The 22,534-nt window shown below is 43.6% G+C and carries 18 protein-coding genes and 5 pseudogenes; 16 read left to right on the top strand and 7 right to left on the bottom strand.

Annotation, left to right across the window (positions count from 1 at the left end; translation table 11 throughout):
- Positions 1 to 40: 40 nt before the first annotated feature.
- Entirely contained in the window at positions 41 to 892 is an 852-nt protein-coding gene (locus MKY82_RS16400) for an aldo/keto reductase (RefSeq protein WP_339224173.1), read from the bottom strand.
- Between the two features lie 175 nt (positions 893 to 1,067).
- Here MKY82_RS16400 and MKY82_RS16395 point away from each other — a divergent pair, with 175 nt between their 5' ends.
- Entirely contained in the window at positions 1,068 to 1,517 is a 450-nt protein-coding gene (locus MKY82_RS16395; RefSeq protein WP_220684473.1) for a MerR family transcriptional regulator, read from the top strand.
- A gap of 94 nt (positions 1,518 to 1,611) precedes the next feature.
- On the opposite strand, the pseudogene MKY82_RS16390 reads toward MKY82_RS16395, so the two are convergent.
- Positions 1,612 to 1,758, bottom strand: a pseudogene (locus MKY82_RS16390) (winged helix-turn-helix transcriptional regulator); the annotation flags it as partial.
- Between the two features lie 52 nt (positions 1,759 to 1,810).
- Here MKY82_RS16390 and MKY82_RS16385 point away from each other — a divergent pair.
- The 6 genes and pseudogenes from MKY82_RS16385 to MKY82_RS16360 all read left to right on the top strand — a co-directional run bounded on the left by MKY82_RS16385 (position 1,811) and on the right by MKY82_RS16360 (position 6,975).
- Positions 1,811 to 2,206, top strand: a pseudogene (locus tag MKY82_RS16385) (RidA family protein).
- A gap of 234 nt (positions 2,207 to 2,440) precedes the next feature.
- Positions 2,441 to 2,863 carry a DoxX family protein gene (locus MKY82_RS16380; protein WP_259445689.1) on the top strand — a complete coding sequence of 141 codons (423 nt, stop codon included), beginning with the start codon at positions 2,441 to 2,443 and terminating at the stop codon, positions 2,861 to 2,863.
- A gap of 209 nt (positions 2,864 to 3,072) precedes the next feature.
- Positions 3,073 to 3,933, top strand: coding sequence for an aminoglycoside phosphotransferase family protein (locus tag MKY82_RS16375; protein WP_339296595.1), 861 nt, complete (start codon positions 3,073 to 3,075; stop codon positions 3,931 to 3,933).
- 180 nt (positions 3,934 to 4,113) lie between these two features.
- A pseudogene (locus MKY82_RS16370) lies at positions 4,114 to 5,279 on the top strand (IS3 family transposase).
- 864 nt (positions 5,280 to 6,143) lie between these two features.
- Complete coding sequence (locus tag MKY82_RS16365) at positions 6,144 to 6,773, top strand: TetR/AcrR family transcriptional regulator (RefSeq protein ID WP_339296594.1); 630 nt, start codon at positions 6,144 to 6,146, stop codon at positions 6,771 to 6,773.
- Between the two features lie 22 nt (positions 6,774 to 6,795).
- Positions 6,796 to 6,975: a DUF2197 domain-containing protein gene (locus MKY82_RS16360; RefSeq protein WP_095266456.1), complete on the top strand. Its 180-nt coding sequence runs from the start codon at positions 6,796 to 6,798 to the stop codon at positions 6,973 to 6,975.
- A 927-nt stretch (positions 6,976 to 7,902) separates the two neighbouring features.
- Here the strand turns inward: MKY82_RS16360 and MKY82_RS16355 are convergent.
- Positions 7,903 to 9,168 carry an IS110 family transposase gene (locus MKY82_RS16355; protein WP_063477462.1) on the bottom strand — a complete coding sequence of 422 codons (1,266 nt, stop codon included), beginning with the start codon at positions 9,166 to 9,168 and terminating at the stop codon, positions 7,903 to 7,905.
- A gap of 572 nt (positions 9,169 to 9,740) precedes the next feature.
- The gene (locus tag MKY82_RS16350; protein WP_339296593.1) at positions 9,741 to 10,496 is read right to left on the bottom strand and encodes a class I SAM-dependent methyltransferase; all 756 of its coding nucleotides are present in this window, start codon (positions 10,494 to 10,496) and stop codon (positions 9,741 to 9,743) included.
- 261 nt (positions 10,497 to 10,757) lie between these two features.
- On the opposite strand from MKY82_RS16350, the gene MKY82_RS16345 reads away from it, so the two are divergent.
- The 5 genes from MKY82_RS16345 to MKY82_RS16325 are packed head-to-tail and all read left to right on the top strand — an operon-like array spanning position 10,758 to position 15,586.
- The gene (locus MKY82_RS16345) at positions 10,758 to 12,242 is read left to right on the top strand and encodes an ABC transporter substrate-binding protein (protein WP_339296592.1); all 1,485 of its coding nucleotides are present in this window, start codon (positions 10,758 to 10,760) and stop codon (positions 12,240 to 12,242) included.
- A complete protein-coding gene (locus MKY82_RS16340; protein ID WP_339296679.1) occupies positions 12,242 to 13,189 on the top strand; it encodes an ABC transporter permease in 948 nt (315 codons plus the stop codon). The genes MKY82_RS16345 and MKY82_RS16340 overlap by 1 nt, the downstream gene beginning before the upstream one ends.
- A complete protein-coding gene (locus MKY82_RS16335) occupies positions 13,186 to 13,989 on the top strand; it encodes an ABC transporter permease subunit (RefSeq protein WP_339296591.1) in 804 nt (267 codons plus the stop codon). Before MKY82_RS16340 ends, MKY82_RS16335 begins: the two co-directional genes overlap by 4 nt.
- Entirely contained in the window at positions 13,990 to 14,793 is an 804-nt protein-coding gene (locus MKY82_RS16330; RefSeq protein ID WP_339296590.1) for an ABC transporter ATP-binding protein, read from the top strand.
- The gene (locus MKY82_RS16325) at positions 14,786 to 15,586 is read left to right on the top strand and encodes a dipeptide/oligopeptide/nickel ABC transporter ATP-binding protein (RefSeq protein WP_339296589.1); all 801 of its coding nucleotides are present in this window, start codon (positions 14,786 to 14,788) and stop codon (positions 15,584 to 15,586) included. The genes MKY82_RS16330 and MKY82_RS16325 overlap by 8 nt, the downstream gene beginning before the upstream one ends.
- Positions 15,587 to 15,774: 188 nt before the next feature.
- Here the strand turns inward: MKY82_RS16325 and MKY82_RS16320 are convergent.
- Positions 15,775 to 16,457: pseudogene (locus tag MKY82_RS16320) on the bottom strand (transposase); the annotation flags it as partial.
- 57 nt (positions 16,458 to 16,514) lie between these two features.
- Between MKY82_RS16320 and MKY82_RS16315 the strand changes: the two are divergent.
- Positions 16,515 to 16,811: pseudogene (locus tag MKY82_RS16315) on the top strand (transposase); the annotation flags it as partial.
- Positions 16,812 to 17,110: 299 nt separating this feature from the next.
- Here MKY82_RS16315 and MKY82_RS16310 read toward each other — a convergent pair.
- Positions 17,111 to 17,824, bottom strand: coding sequence for a DUF421 domain-containing protein (locus MKY82_RS16310; protein WP_194542720.1), 714 nt, complete (start codon positions 17,822 to 17,824; stop codon positions 17,111 to 17,113).
- A gap of 1,263 nt (positions 17,825 to 19,087) precedes the next feature.
- Here MKY82_RS16310 and MKY82_RS16305 point away from each other — a divergent pair.
- Positions 19,088 to 19,498, top strand: coding sequence for a YrvL family regulatory protein (locus tag MKY82_RS16305; protein WP_339296588.1), 411 nt, complete (start codon positions 19,088 to 19,090; stop codon positions 19,496 to 19,498).
- A 356-nt stretch (positions 19,499 to 19,854) separates the two neighbouring features.
- Here the strand turns inward: MKY82_RS16305 and MKY82_RS16300 are convergent, their stop codons facing one another.
- A complete protein-coding gene (locus MKY82_RS16300) occupies positions 19,855 to 20,721 on the bottom strand; it encodes a sigma-70 family RNA polymerase sigma factor (protein ID WP_194542718.1) in 867 nt (288 codons plus the stop codon).
- Positions 20,722 to 20,916: 195 nt separating this feature from the next.
- Between MKY82_RS16300 and MKY82_RS16295 the strand changes: the two genes are divergently transcribed.
- Positions 20,917 to 21,393 (top strand): carboxymuconolactone decarboxylase family protein, encoded by a 477-nt coding sequence (locus tag MKY82_RS16295; protein WP_339296587.1) that lies wholly within the window; start codon positions 20,917 to 20,919, stop codon positions 21,391 to 21,393.
- 17 nt (positions 21,394 to 21,410) lie between these two features.
- Positions 21,411 to 22,052: an FMN-dependent NADH-azoreductase gene (locus MKY82_RS16290; RefSeq protein ID WP_339296586.1), complete on the top strand. Its 642-nt coding sequence runs from the start codon at positions 21,411 to 21,413 to the stop codon at positions 22,050 to 22,052.
- Positions 22,053 to 22,534: the final 482 nt, after the last annotated feature.

Raw genomic sequence — 22,534 nt, 5'->3', positions numbered from 1 at the left:
GATGGAGATATACGCCTAATGATTGTGTTTCAGCGGAGGTTTACAGATCGACTCTCCAGTTGCCCATCATCTTGGCGACTTCTGGGTCGCGGTACGATAAGAAGAGACTTTCCCGAGTATCGAGGGTCGAAATTTGTTCCATGTCGTCCGTGCTTAACTCAAAGTCGAAAATATCGAAGTTTTCTACGATCCGCTCTTTGCGTACCGATTTTGGAATGACAACGACTTCGCGCTGAACAAGCCAGCGCAACACGACTTGGGCGACGGACTTGTTGTGTTTAACAGCAATTGAGGTCAGCAGTTTGTTGTCGAACATGTTGCCCCGTCCTTCAGCGAACGGCGCCCACGACTGGTGTTGAACTCCCTGCTCTTTCATAAAAGCGGTGGTTTCCATCTGCTGGTAGAATGGGTGCGTTTCAATCTGGTTGACGGCGGGCACGATTTCATTATGCACGATGAGGTCCATCAGACGGTCGGGCAGGAAGTTGCTGACCCCGATAGCTTTAATTTTCCCTTCGCGGTACAGCTCTTCCATTGCGCGCCAAGCACCATAGTAATCGCCGAACGGCTGATGAATAAGGTACAGATCAAGATAGTCGAGTTGCAGCTTCTTCAAGGATTTAGCAAACGCCAGCTTGGCACTCTCGTAGCTGGCATCCTGAACCCAAAGTTTGGTCGTGATGAACAGCTCCTCACGCGGTACGCCGCTGCGCTTAATCGCGCGTCCGACCGCTTCCTCGTTCAGATAACCGGCGGCCGTGTCGATCAGGCGGTAACCGTTCATTAGTGCTTCATATACTGCGCGCTCGCATTCCTCGGCATCAGGAATCTGGTAGACACCAAAGCCGATGATCGGCATTTTCACTCCGTTGTTCAACGTTACGGTTTGCATTGTGATTCCTCCTATTGTTCAAATGAATAACAGCAAATGGCTGCGAATCCCGGGGACGGTACTGCAGAACGGAGATTCCGTTTATAGCCGAATTGCATTACAATCAGCTTATAACCTTCGTGTTACACGAAGTCAAGCTGTCTTTTTAACAATTATTTTTCTAGGAGGATTTCACATGCATACGGTTAAAGAAGCCGCCCAGATAACAGGACTTACCGAGCATGCCGTGCGCTTTTACACAGATAAAGGTCTGGTGCCAAGCGTACAGCGCAATCAGAATAATATCCGGATGTTCGATGAAGAATCGATTAACTGGCTGCATGGCATTAAATGCCTCAAGCAATCCGGAATGCCAATTGAACTCATTAAAAGGTACGTCGATTTATGCCTCGAAGGGGATTCGACCATTCCTCAGCGCTACAAACTCATGATGGAGCATAAAGAGGCGGCGCTTGCTAAGCTCGAGGAAGCGAAACTGCACGTTGCCCATTTGGAGGAAAAAACAACCCTATATCAGGACATTCTAGAACACCGCTCTCCAGACACAACGAATCCCGGCAACTGGGACAGAATTCTGCATATGCATAGTGACGTATTTTATTCGCCATCTATTCGGAAAGTTTGAGGGAAATACAATGGGTGATGGAGTAGAAAGAACATGTATAACGGACAGGTGCTCATCTGACCTGATTGAAATGAAGATGTATGACAGACCATTGTCATATGTCTTCTTTTATTATATTGGGAGATCGGTGTTGCGCTCCCCACTCACATAATCCTTCTAGAATAGGGAGTAAGGCTTTAGCTTTATCTGTAAGTCGGTACTCAACCTTAGGGGGGATTTGGGGATATTCTTTCCGTTCGACCCTTTATTGTTTGCCATTATCTTATAACCATATTTTGAAAAGGAGAATAAAAATGAGGGTAGCAAAAACGTTTGATCACGGTGTTGCAAGGGAGGAAGGGAGCGGCATATCCCAGGGTTATTCGATTAACGGCACGATCTATGTCTCGGGTCAATTTTCCCTCGATATGCAGAACACAATCGTCGGTGCGGGAGACATCGAGGCGCAAACTGGGTAGATGCTTGAAAATCTAGATCGCGTACTGGCGGGGTTCGGTGTCACGAAGTCAAACCTTGCATATGTTGAGATTTACCTGACAGACGTAAAGGAGCATTTCGAGCCTTGCATCCAGTTGTTTAAAGAATATATGGGACAGCACCGCACCGCCGGCAGTCTCATTGGCGTGACAGCGCTGGCGTCCCCTGAGCAATTGATTGAAATCAGCGCTGTCGCTCACACGAACGAATGAACGAGGTCAACGCTGACGGATTGAGCCTGCTTGAGAGGTGAGAGAATTGTTCGGATAGCGGAGAAAGATACCGTATATATTTATCCCCTTAGAGATGGATTCTAGGGGGATTTTTCGTGATGGTATTGTTTTCCTAAAACAGTATCATAAATTGACATGATTAGTGATTATGATAAACACATCAAATAGGAAAAGGCATTTGACCAAATCAAAAAAGGAGTGTTTATGATGAAAATGAGTGCGACCATTGGAAATGAAAAAAACAAGAAGGTAGAATCCCGCTCTATTGGACGGAAGGCCGCTTATTGGACTGTTACCATTATACTTGCATTCTCAATGGCATTAAGCGGGATCGGACAGCTGATGCGCTATGGGGGAAATGTTGATTTAGTGACCAATATTGGTTTCCCGTTATATGTCACGAACATTCTTGGAGCTTGGAAGTTGCTTGGAGTCATTGCGATTATAATGCCAGGTTTGCCCCGGCTTAAGGAATGGGCCTATAGCGGTATCTTTTTTCTCATGACGGGTGCGGCTTTATCTCATGCGTTTGCTAATGATTACGGCGATTACGGATTCCATATCATTCTTCCGCTTGTCTATGCTGCGCTTGGCATCGCTTCCTGGGCGTTGCGTCCGAAAAGCCGCAGACTCTGATGGCATAAAGAGATTAGAGGCGATATGATAATATTCTATAAAATGTTGATTGAAGTAGTAGAACTGCTGGTTTACGTGCCAATGATACCGCTGATTAGCGGTATACTTTAACTATAATTAGGTATTATCTGTCTATTCCATTATTTCTTTGATACCCTGTTAAATATGTGATGGTAACACCGAGGAGGTAGCGACTCATGGTTAAGAAAATGCACGTCGACGAAAAGGAACTTGATGAAGCGCTCGTTCGTCGTCTGCTTGTTGCCCAGTTTCCCCATTGGGCGGATCTATCCCTGCGACGGATCGAGCCGGCTGGCACAGTGAACGCCATCTTTCGGCTAGGCAACGAATATTCAGTTCGGCTCGCGCGGCGGGAAGGGCCTACGACACCAGAAAGTCGTGAGTTTACTTGGCTGCCTAAGCTTGCTCCATTGGTTCCGCTTGAAGCTCCTGTACCAGTCGCTCTAGGGCACCCGAATAGCGAATATCCGTGGTTTTGGTATATACACACATGGGTTGAGGGCGAGACGGTGCCGATAGAGGAGATTGACGCGATTCAGGCAGCTCGTGATCTTGCGGAGTTCGTTGCAGCGCTGCAACAAATCGATTCATCGGGTGGGCCGCAGGGACGCGGCATTCCTTTGGCTCAAAGGGATGAGGGGTTCCGATACTGGTTGGCACAGTTCGATGGCGATGTTGCTGCGGTGTCTGATGTGTGGGAATCGGCACTTGCCGCGCCTCCGTGGAGCGGCCCACCTGTTTGGCATCACGGCGACCTTGACATGCGTAACTGGCTTGTGCGAAATAAAAGAATCACCGGTGTGATTGATTGGGATACAATGGGCGTTGGCGATCCTGCATGCGATGTCATGGTCGCATGGAAGTTACACTCGCCGGCAGCACGTGACGCGTTCCGCAAATACCTTCCTACGGATGACGCTACTTGGGCAAGAGCCCGCGGATGGGTCGTATCGCAGGCGGTGGCAGTGCTGGCTTACTACACGCCAGAAAACAATCCAGTTCTGTACCATGAGGCGAAATCCTGGCTCGACCTAGTATTGTCAGAATGATGCTTGATAATCTTGCTGTTAAGTATCAATGGTGTCATGGAGATCGAATCCGATAGTTGAATAATTATAAAGGTAAGCAAAAAAGGATGTCTCGATTTGGTATTATCCCCTCTAGGTAGACAAGTGAAAAAGGACATCGGTAAGATGGACTTACGCAGTCGATCGGGAGGGGATTTTTTCATGGCGAAAAAGGGAACGAAATTTAATCGTTACAGTATAGAGACGAAACTTGAAGCGGTGCGACTTTATTTAGAAGAAGGGCTGGGATATCAAGCCGTTGCCCAACGTTTGGGGTTACGAAGTAAAACACAAGTCGAGACATGGGTGAAGCGACACAAAGAAGAGAAGTCATTTATGGACAAACGCATACGCCCTCCTCAACATCCGGGAAAATTTAACTCGTTGGAGGAAGAACTCGCTTACTACAAGATGGAAAATGCCTACTTAAAAAAGCGGAATCCAAATCTACACGGGGAGGGAAGTTGGACAAACGAGGAAGATTTGAAGTGATTCACGAGCTCAAAAAAGAGTTCTCAGTGTGTCGGTTGGTTCAGATGGCGAAGGTTTCACGCGCTGGATATTACAAATGGACTCGTTCTCAGGAGGTGCAAGCAACGGCGAGGGTGCATATCATGGAGCTGAAGGGACATATCCTTGCCATTCATCATCAGCATCCGTACTACGGGTATAAACGCATGCGCACAGCTCTTCGTCGTGAGGGGATCATAGTGAATCATAAGAGAGTACGCCGTCTAATGCGGGAGCTTGGCATTCGTTCTTGTATCCGGAAAAAACGACCGTTTTACGGTCGTAAACCCTCCGTGGTCTTTCCTAATATACTCAAACAGGACTTCTATGCCTCCAAGCCTCGTACGAAGTTGGCGACGGACATTACCTACATACGTGTAAACGACGAATTTGTTTATTTATCCGTTGTAATCGATTTATATAATAACGAGGTTATGGCCTGGTCGATGTCCAAGCGAAACGACCTGGCATTAGTTCAAATGACGCTTGATCAGTTATCCACTATCCGTGGTATGGAAGGTGCCATCCTTCATTCAGACCAGGGGTTTCAATATACGTCCAAAGCGTATGCAAGACGACTTAACGATCACGGCGTAACCGGGAGCCATTCCAGGCGTGGGAACTGTTTTGATAATGCTTGTACAGAGCCGTTCTTTTCGCACCTAAAGACGGAAGAAATCTATCGAAGCAAACCAAACTCCTTCAACGATGCGCAGCAATGTGTCAACCGTTACGTCGAGTTCTATAATAACCATCGTTTTCAAACAAAACTCGGCGAGCGTTCCCCTGTAGAGTACAGGGAAACGCTCGCAGCTTAAAATCTATCCTTTTTTGGATGTCTACTTGACGGGTCCTTTTTGGGGGGCTTTTAGCAGCTAAAGATTTAGATTTATTAGACCACTATATTCTAAGTGGATACAATGTCATGGAATGGATTGAAGACCTTAAGCAGATGATAGAAGATTATAGAGAAGCATTGAAATAACCCTAGGGGATAAGTATCTTTTAGTCATAAAAGGATGACGTAGGATGAGTTGGGAGACAGTCCGAGATGACCGAAAGCCATGCCCTTGTGGTCAGGGTTATGTGCATTCGGTTAGCCGATCTGATGATTGGGGACGATGGGAGAATGAGGTAATTCTTCACTGTCCGGAATGTGAGAAGACGTATGTTAAATACTCCTATGATAATAACAGTAAAGGAATGGTCGAGACCACAATTCGGTGGGTCAAGAGAAATGATTATAATAACTTCCAAAGATCCAAAAAGGAGTGGAAGGAGGCTGATCTTCTCTCCAAAAGCCAGATTACTGAATATCTTCGTTTACACTATCTTGAATGGTGGATGGCTTTATTCAAGGATGTTCGTCGAGCTAACGCTACATTATTAAATGTCGGGGGACAAGAACATGTTCCTTTGAAAGTCGCTAATAGCGGCTATTTTTGTTTTAACGGTACAAGTTCTTGTTCCGAGCCAAAGACAAGAACTTGTACCGATTGCCTTTAAGGACAAGAACTTAGTCCGATTACCGATTAGAAGAATATCTAAGTAATCCCAATGCTACTTCATTAAGCTAACGGAAAGGTTAGTTTTTATTAAGGGGTTCAAAAACCATTAAGATAATATTCATCTAAATGGTTTTTTTGTTTGAATTTTTTGTACGATTGTACTAAAATAAAAACATGAGTAAAAAAAATAAACCAACTAACCAAAAGCAAATGTCATTCATCGAAAAAGCCCGTAGAGCTCAAATTGTGGAATGTGCGATTGAGACAATCGCAGAAGTAGGTTACACTAAAGCCTCTTTGGGAGAAATTGCAAAACGTGCGAAAATCAGTAAGGGGGTTATTTCTTATCACTTTGAAAATAAAGAGGAATTATTGGAGCAAGTAGCTATCGAATACTATATGGCTTGGCAATCATATATTGCTCCACGAGTAGAAGCTCAAAAATCTCCTAAAGAAATGCTTCGAGTGTATATTGAATCCAATCTTACATTCGTAGATGAAAATCGGCAGCATGTTTTCGCTGTTATTGAATTGCTTTCTAATAGGATAACTGCTAATGGTAAACTTCAGTTTGCAGCAGACCATGATGAAGCTGTTTTACTTCCAATCGAAAATATTCTGACCCTAGGGATGCAAGAAGGAATTTTCCGAGAATTTACCAAGCCATCGGCAAGGGTGATGGCGCTAACAATAAGAAATGCCATTGACGGGTTCACCATTGAATTAATGAGAAAGCCTCATTTAGATGTTCAGGAATATACGAGAGAACTGGTTACAATCTTCGATATATCAACTAAGAATTGATGTGTCACCAAGGAGGTTGCCAATGTTTTACTATGATGTACTTTGCTATAATTGTAAAAAAACATTCAGGGTATACGAAGGTTCACTAAAATATAAACAAGCTAAGGAAAGAAAGGTTAAGGTTTTTTGTTGCGAAGATTGTGCTGATAAAATACGCATTGAAGCAATTTTGAATTTTATGCGCGGGATTAATCGTTTTTAATTTTTGATTTTCTCAACGATTATCTTCAAATATTGCACTAAAACGTCGCGGCACAATTAAACCGAGTAACTCCGTCTTTACGAATTTTTCTTATGAGGGATTAAGCTAACGGGAAACATTAGTTGAATAAAGACAATAAGGCAGCCGGTCATTGTTATCGGCTGCCCTTGTTCAAGCAGTTTAGTTCCAATATGTGGTATTATCTGTTTATTAACTTAATGACCGCGTTACTTTAATATCAGTAGGGATGGGGGCGTGAAATATTAAACAGAAAAATTTTGTTGGATTGTTCACATCAATATTTCTCATTCTCTATGGTATATGGAAACTAAATAATTTTTTTGAACCAAAGTTGGTCCAATAGGTAACGGTCTTAACCATATGGAAAAGCTGCTATCAGCGGCTTTTTTATTTTTTGTTGTTTAAAATGAGAAGGAGAGTGATCAATCAATTGATCGTAGCAAACACGCCAATTGTGACACAATTGTCGGGGGACAAGAACTTGAGCCGATTACCGATTAAATAAGTATCTAACTATGTACCCATGCAATCTTATTAAGCTCCCTCGAAGTGATTCAATTTCCTCACTCAAACTCATGAATTCGCAGGATTTCACCCTGAGCTAAACATGAAAGAAGAGAATCCAGGGGAGTCGGTGGCTGGGGACAGTAGAAAGGGCATGCGGGAACAAGGGTGTTGTGTCCAATACCCACTTTGTTCCATATCATGCACGTCTCCACTTTGCCCTAGTGATTCTCACTCCCATGTCTCAACGGGTCTTAGCCCTTTCATTCCTTCGTCACATCTAACTAAGGGGTGGAGGTCGGTCTTTCTAACGGAACGGGTCCGAGCCCTTTTGTTTAATATCTCCCGATACCTCGTGCTTCTTGTCATCCTGCGAATGCATGAGCTGGTGAGAAAAACTGCTTAAGCTGCTTGCGGAAACACTTTAGTCGAGTCGTAAGCTTCACTGCTTTTGGCCAGACCAACAAGCATACGGGCGACTTTACCGCACAATTTCATTATAGATTTCATTTTCTTGAGTTTTTTCACATCGACATTATGGTGGTGCAGGGCTCTAATATCCGGATTGGTCATGACCATGCACATCGTCATGAGATAGAGAAAACGTCGGAGACGAGGGCGGCCGCGTTTGCTAAGCGCCATTTTACCACGCCACTTTCCGGAACTGGCTTCAGTTAAATTGAGGCCGGCATGTCGTAATAAAGCATTTCCATGTACATAGCCGCTCAGATCTCCAGCTTCTCCTAGAATGCCAGCCAAGCTCGTTGCATTCAAACCCTGAATATCGAGCAGTTTCTGTGCATAGGGGATACGCCTCAAGATGAGATGAAGTTCATGCTCAATTTGTTCAAGTTGGCGCTGAGCCAAGTCATATTCCTCTAGTAGTTGACTCAGATGAAGCTTGTAGGCTTGGAGTGCCTGCGTGGCGCCAATGCTGCATTTTGCTAGTTCAATGAGCTGTTCCGCTCGTTTAACTCCAGCATGACGCTTTACATATTGTTTCCAACCGGTAAGAACCTCTTCTGTGGTTAATCTACTAATTTCCTCCGGTAAGGGAAAGAGTCTGAGCGTAGCAATAGAGCTGGTACAGGTAAGGGTTTTAAAGACCTGGCGCAGCTCAGGGAACACGATATCAACCCATCGATGAATTTGGTTAACAGCACTGTTGAGCCGTTTTGTAACCGTGTCTCGGTTAGCCATGAGAATTCGCAGTTCTTCGTAGGCTTCTGGATGAAAACGAACAGGGGAGTAGTACCCGTTTTTGACCATGTCTGCAATGACAAGAGCATCTTTGCGGTCACTTTTAGATGGCGAGTTGTCACGGTTCTCCTTATTCTTTTTAACGAGATGGGGATTAACGAGAACGGCTTCAATGCGCTGAGAAGAGAGCCAGCGCGCAAGATTCAGCCAGTAATGACCTGTAGGTTCCATGCCTATAATGACTTTGTTAAGCTTGTAGGTTTGGAGTAGATCCTGGATCCAGCGTCCAAATAGCTTGAAACCCTCAAGATGGTTACCGAATTCCAGCGGTGCACCTAAAGCAATCCCGCGAAAGCTGACGGCCCGGGCAACATGAGTATCTTGAGCAATGTCTACTCCGACGACCAGATGATGAGCGGTAATGTTTTCAATGAGTTGATTTTGCTTATCTTGTGCTTTAAACTTCATAGTAGAGCGACCTCCTGGATGGGCTTTTTGAGGCAATGACCTCGTGTGTAACCCCATCGTACCGAGGCGCTCGTTTTTGTTCAATCTCCAAAATATTCGTATTACAGGAATTCTAACGGGCAGGTTAGTTCAAAGAAAATCATATTCGTACGCTTTTAATGATAACAGTGGATTCACTTATCAGCCTGATAGATTTTGAAGGCGGATTGTTTGTCGTCACTCCCACACTTCATCGTATGTTGGAGCCGACAGGAGAAGCATTTTGGTTGAACATCGCAAATTGAATTAATGCAAGATGACAAGAACATACACGATTAAAAGCCGCGTAACAGCGGCTTTGTTTGTTTTAACGATATATGTTCTTGTCCAAACCCGACGACAAGAACATACATCGTTTGCCGAAAAAGACATGAACATATATGATTAACCGTGGTTGGTAAGGAACTCATTACAAATGTAGTTTTTAACATTTTATAATACGTGGCAGAGCAGGGTCGAAAGAAGAACCGAGTGCGTAAAGCTGATGCCCGCATAAACGGAGTTATAAAGTGTTCGAGGCTGCGAATGTTGAGTTATTTATTGGCAACGATCGCAAACATCGGTCTGTGTCGATTCAGAACTTGTTCACCTATATGATACAGTTCCACATCGAATCCTTGATGAATTTGGATTTGGGCAAAGCCAATTGAACGAAGCATTTCGCTGTCCCATTCAGGTCTTCTTACATAGCTCAATGGCAAAGTAAGTGCCAGTTGGTCTCCTTCTTCGACATCCTTCTCTGAGCGGTACGGCACGTACCCTTTTGCGGCAGCCTCCTCCTTGTCTTTTTGAAAAAGCTCTGCCTCCTTCGGATCAGTTAAAAATAAATTCCAATTCGCATCAAAAATAATAACCTGGCCTCCGTCATTAAGCATTCCATGCCAATTTTGATATGTAGCTACAGGATTGTACAGGAACCAGGTCACATTTCGTGAAATGATGATATCATATTTTTCTTCTGTCTTATATTCTATAATATCTGTCTCAATAACCTGGACACTGCAATTATATTTATGGGCGTTTTGATTAGCCTTTGCCACCATCTCCGGAGAAGAATCAATAGCAGTAACCTGATGCCCCATCTGGCTGAGCAGAACCGCAAAGAAACCAGGCCCCGTACCTACATCGAGCACTTTTAAATTACTTTTCCCGGACAAAAAATGACTCAGAATTCCCTTCCATTGATCATATCGGTTGGACGTAAATTCGGCATCCACAATTTCATCATAGACAGCTGCTCCTTTGTCCCAATAATCCCGATATTGTTGTACAAGTTTATGCTTACTCACTAACATCGACTCCTTGTTATATAAAAAATTCCTTGCTAAACGTAATGATTACGATTAATAATATACAAAGATTGTTCATCTAGCAAGTATTCATGAGAATAACAGCTATGCAATCATAAACAGCTTAAAAGAGGAATAGGAGGAGTAGGGATGTTTGGAAGATCTGGATTTGGAGTAATTGCTGTTGTCTTATTGTTGTTCGTTATGGGGTGTTCACAACATGTGAGCTCACCCTCTGCAGCAGAGGAGGACAAAAACATTGTGGTCGCAGTCACGCAGGATACTGAAGCAGACAAGCTTGACGCCTCGACTTACAATGGTTCCAGACATACGCATGCGGCTATATATGATGCCCTTGTAGACTATAAAGGAAAAGGTGAATTTGCGCCCAGCCTGGCGGAGTCATGGGAGATATCTGATGATGGCAGGACTTACATTTTACATCTGCAAAATCAGGTCATGTTCTCGGATGGCAGTCCACTGAATTCAGCAGCCGTGAAGTTTTCTTTAGAAAGAGCGGTAAGCAGGGACGAGAATGCTTCGCTTGAAATATCCCGTTTATTGCAAAAAGTTGAAGCACCTGATGATCAAACAGTCGTACTTTCCTTTAAGGATACAGCAACGCAAGTGTTGTACGAGCTTAGTCAGGCAAGACCATATCGAATTATGAGTCCGAACTCGGTAACCCCTAAGGGAGATGTGAATGGTACTTTTCAAAAAGCGATCGGAACGGGTGCCTGGAAAATAGGAGAGTATCAACCAGGGATTCAGACTGTTCTAATCCCGAATGATCATTACTGGTTAGAACAACCATCCGACTATTCACTTGTTTTCAAAGTCATTACAGATCCTCAGGCGAGGGTAATGGCATTGCAATCTGGAGAGGTGGATCTTGCGGGTGGGGAACTTGGTAATATCCCCATGGAAAGTCTCCCTGTATTTCAGAACAACGACAACTACGTAATCGAAACCGGAAGCAGTACAATGTCCTACTTTATGGTTATCAACCAACACAATACTTCTCTAGCTGATAAGAATATCCGCCAAGCTATCAATTATGGCAATGATACGAGCAAGTATGCAGGCGGTAGCGGGGAGCCAGTCAGAGGATTGTTCCAAGAGAAGGTTGCATTTATATCAGACAGTAATCAGCCTTCCTATCCGTATAATCCCGAAAAAGCCAAACAGCTGATTGAAGCGTCGGGCTACCAATGGAATAAGAACAAGCAGCTCTATGAAAAAGATGGACAAGTATTGCAACTTCGTCTGGTCATTCAATCTGAGGAATATCCGGAATGGAAAGAGATGGCTGAAATTTTTCAAGACAACATGAAACAGATCGGCATTCAAATCCATATTGTGAATCAGGAACGGGCAGCTTACTACGATACCCTGTGGAGCACGAAGGAATATGATCTGCTTATGTATCGGACATACACTGATGCTCAATTACCTTATCGATTCCTGTCCTCCTTATTCTATGATTCGCCATCCTCACCGGGAGTTGCGTATCAGGACAAGCCTTTATCCGATTTGCTGGATCAAATCGCGGCTACGGTTTCCACTCAGCAGCAGCAAAAGCTGTTCAATCAGGTGTTCCTCCGTATGCATGAGGAAGCCATGTCTGTTCCGATATACTACCCCAAGCAAACCTTTGTTCATTCAAGCCAAGTGGTTGATTTTAGGTTCAATGCTATTGAGGACGACCCGTTGAAGTGGCATTACCTGAAGAAAGAAGCGAAGTAATGCTCCGCTCTATGATTCATCGTCTGTTCATGTTGATAGTCACGTTTGTTTTATTTTCCTTGTTTGTTTTTACATTAATGCGTTTGGCGCCGGGTGATCCGGCGTCGATGCTGCTACTGGAAATCGGAGCCGTACCGGAGCAATCCATCGTAGCTGATTTACAGAAACAATGGGGACTGGATCAATCGTTCATTCAGCAATATTTAGCATGGGCACATCACGTATTTCAAGGAGAGTTAGGGCATTCCTTTTCTTCCGGAGAACCCGTATTAAGTGAAATGATTGAACGTTTAGGCTCAACGTCGAAACTCATTGCAAGCTCTTTTTTATTAACCCTCTTCATATCCATACCGATTGGAATCTGGATGGGATTGAATGAAGGCACAATGGCAGATCGAGTGGTTTATTCAATGACCATTTTGGGGTTGTCGATCCCTTTATATTGGCTTGCTATTCTTCTTATGTATGCCTTAGGGGTGATATGGCCCGTCCTGCCTGTTGTAGGCAGTTCGACCACACGGCATTATATTTTGCCGGTAACAGCCATGACGCTGGTGCAAAGTGTTTACTTTATTCGGATGGTTCGATCCTATACGATCCAGTACAGCAAGTTCTCGTACATTGAGGCTGCAAAAGCTAGGGGATTGCGGCCGAGCATCTTTTATCCCTCTTATTTACTGCGCTCCATGTTCATCCCAATCCTGACATTAATCACGACGAGTCTACCCAGCTTTTTTGGGGCTTCGATTATCACCGAGACGATTTTCAGTTTTCCGGGATTCAGTAAATACATGCTTGAAGCTATTTTTCGCCGTGATTTTCCAGTCATTCAAGGGAGCGCACTCTTCGTGGCAGCATTTATTTTTATTTTTAATTTTATGACCGACCTGTTGTATTTCCTTGCGGACCCGCGTGTTCATCTTGACAAACAGAGGTGGGAAGTTTGATCAGTATCATCCGAGTGAATAAACTGCCAACGGCAGCGTTGTTATATATCATCCTACTTATTATTACAGGACTTGCGGCCCCGTGGATTTCACCTTATGATCCGTTCGATACGAATCATCAACAGAAGCTTCTTCCTCCCAGCGTTGCTCATCCATTTGGAACGGATTATTTGGGAAGAGACCTGTTAAGCCGGGTCATACACGGGATTAGTGAATCGGTATTTCCTGTTTTTATTGTACTTAGTGTTGTGATGTTGATTGGTCTTCTGGTGGGGACATGGAGTGCTTTTTTGGGGAACAAGCTGGACATGCTTATGATGAGCCTAACCGACATTTTCACAGCATTACCGAGTATGCTACTTACCATTGTGGTCGTTGGCTTCCTTGGCTTTGGCATGGAAAATGTATATTTTGCGGTGATCCTCTCCTGGTGGGCCAAGTACGTACGAATCATCAGAGGGCTAATTCATGATGTGAAAAAGGAACCTTATATTACCGCCAGCAGGGTAAGCGGGGCATTTGGACTTAGAATAATAACCAGACATATGATTCCGAATATCACGCCTCAGATTGGAACGATGCTCATTCTGGACGTGAGTAAGGTGATCCTGACTTTATCCGGTTTATCCTTTTTGGGTATTGGTGCACAGCCTCCTTCTCCAGAATGGGGTGTCATGCTATTGGACGGAAAGAATTATTTGCAGGTCGCCCCATGGATGGGCTTCTTTCCAGGCTTTATGATATTTCTGACTGCTGCTTCGTTCCAAATTATAGGTGAGCGACTGAGGAGGGAACGCTAGATGACGACTTTGCTCGAAGTCAAAAATCTAAATATCAGAAATAAGGAAGGTCAATCGCTTGTGCATGATAGCAGCTTTTCTCTCGACACTGGGAAAACATATGCATTGATTGGAGAAAGCGGCAGCGGTAAAACGCTGACAAGTAAGGCTATCTTGGGTATGCTGCCTGCTCATCTGCACATGTCAGGTGACATCGTGTTACAGGGTGAACATCTGCAGCAATTATCAAGGAAGCGCTGGCGCAGCATCAGAGGGGGCCAGATCGGTGCCATCTTCCAGCATCCGGAACAGGCCGTGCATCCATCGATTCCGATTGGCAGGCAATTCGTTGATCTGATGCGCAGTCACTTGCCTGTTTCAACACATGAGGCTGAGAAGCAAGCAAAAAAAATGTTGTCCCAAGTTCTCTTAAAGGACACGTCCCATGTGATGAGCAGTTATGCTCATGAGTTAAGCGGTGGAATGAATCAACGAGTCATGATTGCGATGGCGCTTCTGTTAAAGCCGAAAATCCTGATAGCCGACGAGCCAACGAGTGCACTTGATGTCAAAACACAGGCTGAGATCATATTCCTTTTGAAAGAGCTCATCCTGGACACGGATATGAGCATGTTGTTTATTACCCACGACATACTTATATCCGGCTATCTTGCGGACACGATTGGTGTTATGCGGGAAGGGAAAATAATAGAGCAGGGCAGTAAGGAGAACATTTTAAGCGCACCTGAACATAAATACACCCAAGAGTTATGCAGGCATTGCTCTCAAAGGTTGCTTGGAAAAGGAGAGATATCTTATGCTTGAAATCCAGCGACTGTATAAGGAAATTCACGGAAGACCCATTCTGGAAGATATTCATTTTGAAATAGAAGATGGAGGATCTCTGGCCATTGTGGGGGAGAGTGGTAGTGGTAAATCCACGCTTGCCCAGCTTATCATGGCTTTAAAACAACCAACCTCCGGCCATATTTTCTTTGACGGGCGGCCCTTGCCCAACAAAGGAATATTATCATATAGAGAATGGTATCGCGATATACAGATTGTTTTTCAGAATACTGGCTCCACATTAAATCCCGCAATGAGCTTGTTTCAGTGCCTGGAAGAACCTTTAATTAATTTTACCCGTTATAATAGAGCCGAGCGCAAGCATAAAGTCCTTGAATATTGGGGAAAAGTAGGCCTGAATGAGAACCTTCTTCGAAATCGCCCCGGAAAACTGAGTGGTGGGCAGTATCAAAGAGCTTGTCTCGCCAAAGCTTTGTTAACTCGTCCCAAACTGTTAATCTGTGACGAAATAGTCTCCAACCTCGACGTCTTATTACAACAGCAGATGATTGAGCTGCTCATATCCATTCAGAAGGAACAAGGCTTAACTCTTCTGTTCATTACTCATGACCTCACGCTGTTACCAGGACTATGTTCGAATATTATGGTTTTGAAAGAGGGAAAACAGGTTGAACTTTTCAGTACTTCTGCGCTCTATGACGAAGCAGAGAGGGATCCATATACCGTTACGTTATTAAACTCAAGTAAGATGTTTGAAACAGCATGGACGAATAGGTCGATGGAATGGAATTTGAAGTTACAAGAGACTTAATTTCGTTGAGCTATGGTTTGCAGTAAAGAAAACAACTCTTTGGTGTGATTGTCTAAAAACATCTTCTTTGATCATATTCAAGTTGCAATAAATAACCTTCTCTGTACATGCTGGAAGGCTATACTTCCGGATGAAAAATGTGTTAACTAATCTAAATCGACAAACCTTTCTTGCTTCACTAGAAGGGCTTAAATCCAGTGAAGGAGCTTGTTGACGCAGGCAACGAGGGCAACCGGGTAAGGCTTTCCGGCTTCGCGTTACTTATCGTAATATTCACGTAACCTCTTGTTTTCCGGTCTTTTTTAGTCCCGATAGTACAGCGAGATATAGGGCATGACGCAGCTTCTTAGACCCGCGTTTGGCAATGCGATTGGTTGTCGCTGTGAACTTACCAGCTTACCAGAAGAGTAGACGCTAGGGTCAATTCCTGCGAAAGCTATCAGCGCAGCAACGAAACTTTTGAATAAAGGTCACCGAAAATACCTCTATAATCCGGAAAGACTAGATCTAGAACGGCCTGAAACTGAAGCTTAACCTGTACATACATTTGTGTGAGCAAGTCAAACTGACGCGTTAGATGCCTAAGAATTAGTAGTTGAACCCCTCGTTGCATATGGTCTTCAAATTCAAGCTTTGTAGTACAGCTTGCAGAGCCGATAGGCATCGACTGAATCTGTTTCACTTTCTGTAGACTTGACTTTTTGGCTTGGTGTGAAATGAGAGGATTCACAACTAAGAATAGGATACCGTGTTCTTCTAGAAACTGAATTACAGCTTGATGGTAATGTCCTGTCGATTCCAGAATCACAACTGGGGCTTTGTCTGCTGTATCCTGTACAGTTGAAACGACATCTAGCAGTTGGCTAAGACCAGACCTGGACGGGAATTGTCGAGGGACAAGAACATGGTACCCCACTCAAAATTTCCATCATCCTTCATGGGATATCTGAAGGGGAAAAGTGCGCTAATGATCCTTGAGAAGCATGCGCAATTAAAGTATAAATATGGGAATCGAAAATTTTGGGCAGAGGGATATTATGTCAGCACAGTGGGTTTGAACGAAGCAAGCGTAGCAAAATACATTCGTGAAAAAGAAGCACATGACCAAGCGATAGATAAACTGAGTGTAAAAGAGTATGAAGATCCATTCAGCAACAATTGGAGCAAAAAGAAGCATCGTAAGCTTGAAGGTTATAGATGGGGGCTAGTCCCTTTTTTGGGCTAAGGACGTCAAAATAGGATGCAAAATGATCAATGCAAGAGCTGAATCCCTCCCTATTACTTGATCCCGTAATGGATCTGGATGCACTCAAGCAGGGAATATACACTTGCCGGACAGCGAAAAGAGCTTGTACCCTTTCGCTTCTAGAATTATACTGGCTAGACTTGGAGCTCAATTAACAACAGAAGAGCTACCTGTTAAAGAGAAGATGGTTATTTCGTTCTGGAAGAGATGCAAGGTCCGATTCGAATCGTGGACATGGGGGAGCTATACCGAAATAATAAAGCAACTCAATAGATAGCTCAGTGCTGAATTGGAGGAATGTTATTTGAAGATGGTTGAGAAACCCGCAATTCAAGGTTCTCATCTATTGATGCGTAAAATATTTCCTCCTTTTTGATTCCTTTGGCACGCAGACGATCTTCCAGCCAAGCTTTATCCTTGTTAAGGTACGACAATACTTTTTCGGAAATAGTTCCATCAAGGATCAAGGGGTACGCTATGCCCTTAGGGGGTATCGACAGTCCCAGATCCTCCACGGTTACAGCCGTTTTCATGGGGTTCTTGTAAACCGTCAACTTGCCGTTTGCCTCTAATACAGCAAGCTCGACCTCGTCCAAATGAAATATGTCTTTTTCGCGCAGCATCTGAAGGATGTTGTCAATGGAATAACGGACTTTACGAAGATTTTGAACGAGTAAGTTTCCATTCGAAACAACTACCGTTGGTTCAAAGGTAATCAATTTTCCGAATTTCCTATATTTTATTGCCAATATGGAGACGATTCTCTGAATGAATCCGATTAAGATGATCGCAAAGCCCGTATGAATATGCTCAATCTTTGGATCGGCAATATCAGCACCAACAACGGCACCTAAGGCAATAACAACCAGAAAATCAAAAACGGGCAGCTCTCCGATCGATCTTTTTCCCATGAAAAGTGCTATTGCCAGCAGTAGGGGAAAGATGGTTACAATTCGTCCTGTAACTAGAAGAAGATCTTTAACTAATTCCAACGGTGCTCAACCTGCCTTTTAGAATTGATTTCTGACGCCTATAAACAGCTTAATACTACTATATCCAATAGGGATGACAGATAAACTGTGGTCTGTGCTGTGCGATCTCGATTTTTCTGTTACTTACTGAATTGTGTAGTGAAAAGGAAAATTCCATCAGGCAACGTTTCGAAAGCGAATGGTTGGTTAAAGTGACATCGGGTAGCTCGCCACGAAATCGGGAGCAACGACGACATGGCCGGAAAACGTAATAAGCTACAGCGATCACGGTATAAGCCGAAACAGCAGGATAAATGTAAGAGGTGCGAGTGGGGGAAATGGACAGGCACGAAGCAGTTTTGTTCTCGACCTAAGTGCCATAAAGAGGTAAAATCCTCCCTGATGTCGAAATTGATTATTTCTGAGCAATCTATCATCCTCTAGGAAAATTATCAGGTAGGATTGGGGGTTCTCAAATGTTCCACGAGCGGCATTTTACTCTTAGGCAGGGTCTCTCACATACTCTGGTTAAATTAACTCAGGTTTCAGAAAATTCGTACAGGTGTCACAAATGTGATGGTGAAGTTAAGCAAGATCAACCCAATCCATTCTATTGGTCATGTGATGCATGTAAAGCGGAATATATGGGACCTGTATTGGAGAAATAGCATCCATTGGGGTGCTTTTTCTTTTACTCTCAAACTACGAAATCTAAGCCCATTTAAGGCGTTGTTTATTGATCGTGGACGAATAGAGGAACGGGGCAGGAATACAGCAGAGAAAGGGCATAACGTTGGCGTGTGCTCCTATTTGTCGTACATCCATTATAGAAACCAACTCAACTCAATAATTGGCTTTTATGAATAACGCCGGTTTCTATGCATATGCTTCATAACTCCACTCTTGTATAGTATTGTCTTCTTCTCAAGCTCCGTGAGTGCAGCGGGTAAAGTGTGGATCGCAGGGGTTGGCCGCTTCCTAACTAAGACATGGTCCATGAGCAAGGGCATACAGAGTTGGCCGTTCGAGTCGAGGACAAGAACATGAGTCGATTACCGATGTATCTAACTATGTATCCATACAATTTCATTGAGCTAACGTGCAGATAGTTCTAATACCCCATAAATTAGGTTTATTATTTTTTACAATGAGTTAATAGTGATCTTATATAATATATGTACTCGTCTATAATTGATAGTCAAGGAAGTGGTACATATAAAAAAAATTAAAAGAATAATTATTCCTTTAGTTATTGTTCTCATTGTCTTAGTTGGAATATCCATATTGGAATTTTTTGCGTTACATTTGCTGGGTTTACATTATAAATCAACGGGTGCATTAATATTATTCTTTGTTCTGTATCTATTTCTGGAAATACCTCTTTCATTGATAACAGATGCCTTGCCTAAAGCGTTAAGATCTGTTGGTATAATTAAAACCAGTAAGGGATGGTTACCAATTGTTTTGGATACAGGATTACAATTTGTTTTAATCATTTTACTTGATGCCTTGATAAGGGATATTTCGATAACATGGCAAGGAGCTATTGTATTCTCGTTAATTACTGGACTCATCAGTAGAAAATTGAAAGAGAGAGAAAGGGAGCCTCTCGTCATGGATAGTAATGAACTCAAAAAAGTGAAAAGCGCAATGAAGACTAAGAAAAATGATCAACGAAGTACGTCTGAATTTTAGAGATTTGTCAAAAGCTGAACGAATTAAATATATATACTTGTCGCGGGACTAGATCTTGTTCCCATTAAGAGTCGCTATTTTAGCGGCTTTTTTAGGTATCGGTACAAGTTCTTGTCCCGAGCCAAGGACAAGAACTTGTACCGATTACCGTAATGGACAAGAACATGGTACCATTCAGGGAATTGCAAGTTGGGTTTGATTTCGTATGTAAACCTGTATGTAATAAGCGATACAAAAGGACATTAAAAAGACAATGGCACCCTTTGGGTGCCGCTTGAGCGTGTTATGGTTGTAATAACTGTTATATTTTATCCGAGGGATTATGTCTTTAACACCCTCGATGCTGAGTTTAAGGCTCAATTTCTCAACACCGCCAGATCAAGCTGGCGTACGCGTTCTGGATCGGAGATCAGGTCGACCTCGGCAATCTTCCCATGACTCATCGTAAATTTGAGTACATAGAGCAATTTTCCTTGAGGGGCCGCAATGATTCCTACGGTTCCATTCACCAAGGCTAGTTGGGCTGCTTTCTGTGCACGTCTCGATACTTGTTTTGCTAAAGCGATCGCTCCACGCGTTACTCTTGAAGATTCAGTTAGACGATCGTCACGAAGTATAACGTCCGGATCAAGCACAGCTATTAGCGTATCGAAATCGCCTGCATGCGCTGCAGCAAGAAAAGCTTGAACAACTTTGCGTTGATGAGCAATGTCGACTTCCGATGCTTTCACCCCTCGAACCCGGTGACGTGCCCTGCTCGCAAGCTGCCTTGTCGCGGCTTCCGATTTTCCTACAATAGGAGCAATTTCATTAAAAGGCATGGCGAAAACATCGTGCAGCACGAACGTAATGCGTTCCGCAGGTTTCAAATTATCGAGCACGACTAATAGTGCAACACCGATAGAATCAGCTAATATGGCCTCTTGTTCAGGGTCGCTTATATTCTCTTGGCTGTTGAAAGAATCGGGCAAATGAGCTTCGATCGATTCTTCGCGCCTAGATTTACGCGATCGTAACATATCGAGACATACACGCGAAACAACGGTGGTCAACCATCCTCCCAAGTTCTCAATGCCTCTTGCATCCACGCGACTAAGACGCAACCAAGACTCCTGTACCGCGTCTTCCGCCTCGCTAAATGATCCAAGCATTCGATAAGCAACAACTTGAAGGTTCTTCCGATGCGTTTCGAATGTATTTGCCAACCAATCCTGTTCACTCATTCTACAAACTCCCTCGTACTAAAATAACTAACCACTATAAGTACTGACGAATGAACGCTGAACAATGTGACAAGACGTCGCATTCAACTGATTTTTACATTTCTCAAGAAATATTGTCACACATCCCAAGGTCCGATCCGTCAGCATATTGGAGAACCAAAACCGGTTCTAATCTTAATTAAAGGAGTGTTTCATTTGAAATCAAGAATGGATAGCCCTGCTATGATCGTACCCGATGCGACTCAAGCCTTACAAGCCCTTGGCAAAGCGCTGTTTGTATCCGCAGAGCAAACAGGTATTCCAAAGCGCACGCTTTTTCTCGGATATCTTCGGGCAAGCCAAATTAATGGGGATAGCGTATGCGTCGAACTTCATTCGCGTAATGCATTGGCGACAGGTGAATCTGTAGAGCGACTGTTGGCAGTGTCGGCATGGCGTGAGACGCAATACTTCAATGACTCCGAGCGTTCTACACTTGCGCTCAGTGAAGCTGTTACCCGACTCAATGACCGAGTGGACCCAGTGTCGGAAGAGATCTTTAACGAGGCAGCCCGACACTTCGATGTGCAGGCATTGGCCACGCTGATCGCCGGGATTGCTACGGCCAATCTCTGGAATAGACTAAACGTCTCTACAAGGCAGATCGTAACAGTTTCCGAGGGCAAATATTGAAGGAGGGTATTGTCATCATGGCAACAGTTTTGTATATTACGGCAAATCCTCACGATCATGAAAAATCATACAGCATGTTAGTAGGTAATGAGTTTGTACAGGCTTATCGATCTGCCAATTTGAATGATGAGGTAATTCATCTTGATCTATATAAAATGGATATACCACAACTTGATACTGATGTTTTTAACGGATGGGACAAACTGAAGGCGGGCACTACATTTGAAAAATTGACCGAAGCAGAGAAAACGAAACTGAGCCGAATCAATGAATTGGCTGATCAATTTGTTGCTGCAGATAAATATGTATTTGTTACTCCAGTTTGGAATTATTCGTATCCACCCGTTATGAAGTCATACATTGACTCCATTTGTATAGCAGGCAAGACTTTCAAATATTTACCAGATATTGGCCGGATCGGCTTGTTGAGTGATAAAAAAGCCGTCCATATCCAAGCTAGCGGTAGCTTCTTGTCACCAGGCTCAGATGATGCACACCTAGAAATGGGTCATCGCCACCTGAAAGTCATTATGGATTTCGTTGGGATTCCTAGTTTTGAGGGGATTTTTGTTGAGGGAATGGCTGAAAAAACCGATCAGGAACCTGAGATTAGAGTAAAGGCGATACAACAAGCGTGCGAAATCGCTTTAAATTTCTAAGTTTGCCTTAAATATATCATAAAGCAGACAGCAGGAATTGATACATTCTCATCGATAGACAGCATATCTTACCTTTGAGGAAATCGAACTCTTATCCTCAAGAAGAGTTCATACTAGAGGAGCGAGTACGGGGGACGATAGCTCAATGAGACTATATGAAGCAGCCGGCTTTATGATCGGCTGCTTTTTCTCAACTTACGGGCAGGATAGCGGAATACACCGGCAATTACATATGTGAATTCTGTAAGGAGGTTCACTATGTCTTTGGGAGCCAACACCCAGATCTCATTGCTCTCTTTCATCTGAACGGGTTGGAGGCGTGATTGAGTATTGCAGGGAAGAAAAGTCAAGAAACTAGTGTTCCTAGCTGGGACCATTGTCTAATGACACAAAAGTGTCTACATTAATTATTTTAGAAAAGCTTGATTTACAGGCTTTTTTATTTTTATGTAGATTAATTTGTGTCATCAAAAAATGCACAA

Source organism: Paenibacillus sp. FSL W7-1279 (assembly GCF_037969845.1).
Lineage (GTDB): Bacteria > Bacillota > Bacilli > Paenibacillales > Paenibacillaceae > Paenibacillus_AQ.
The sequence above is the reverse complement of the archived record's forward strand: the minus strand, read 5'-3'. Positions and strand labels throughout refer to the sequence as shown.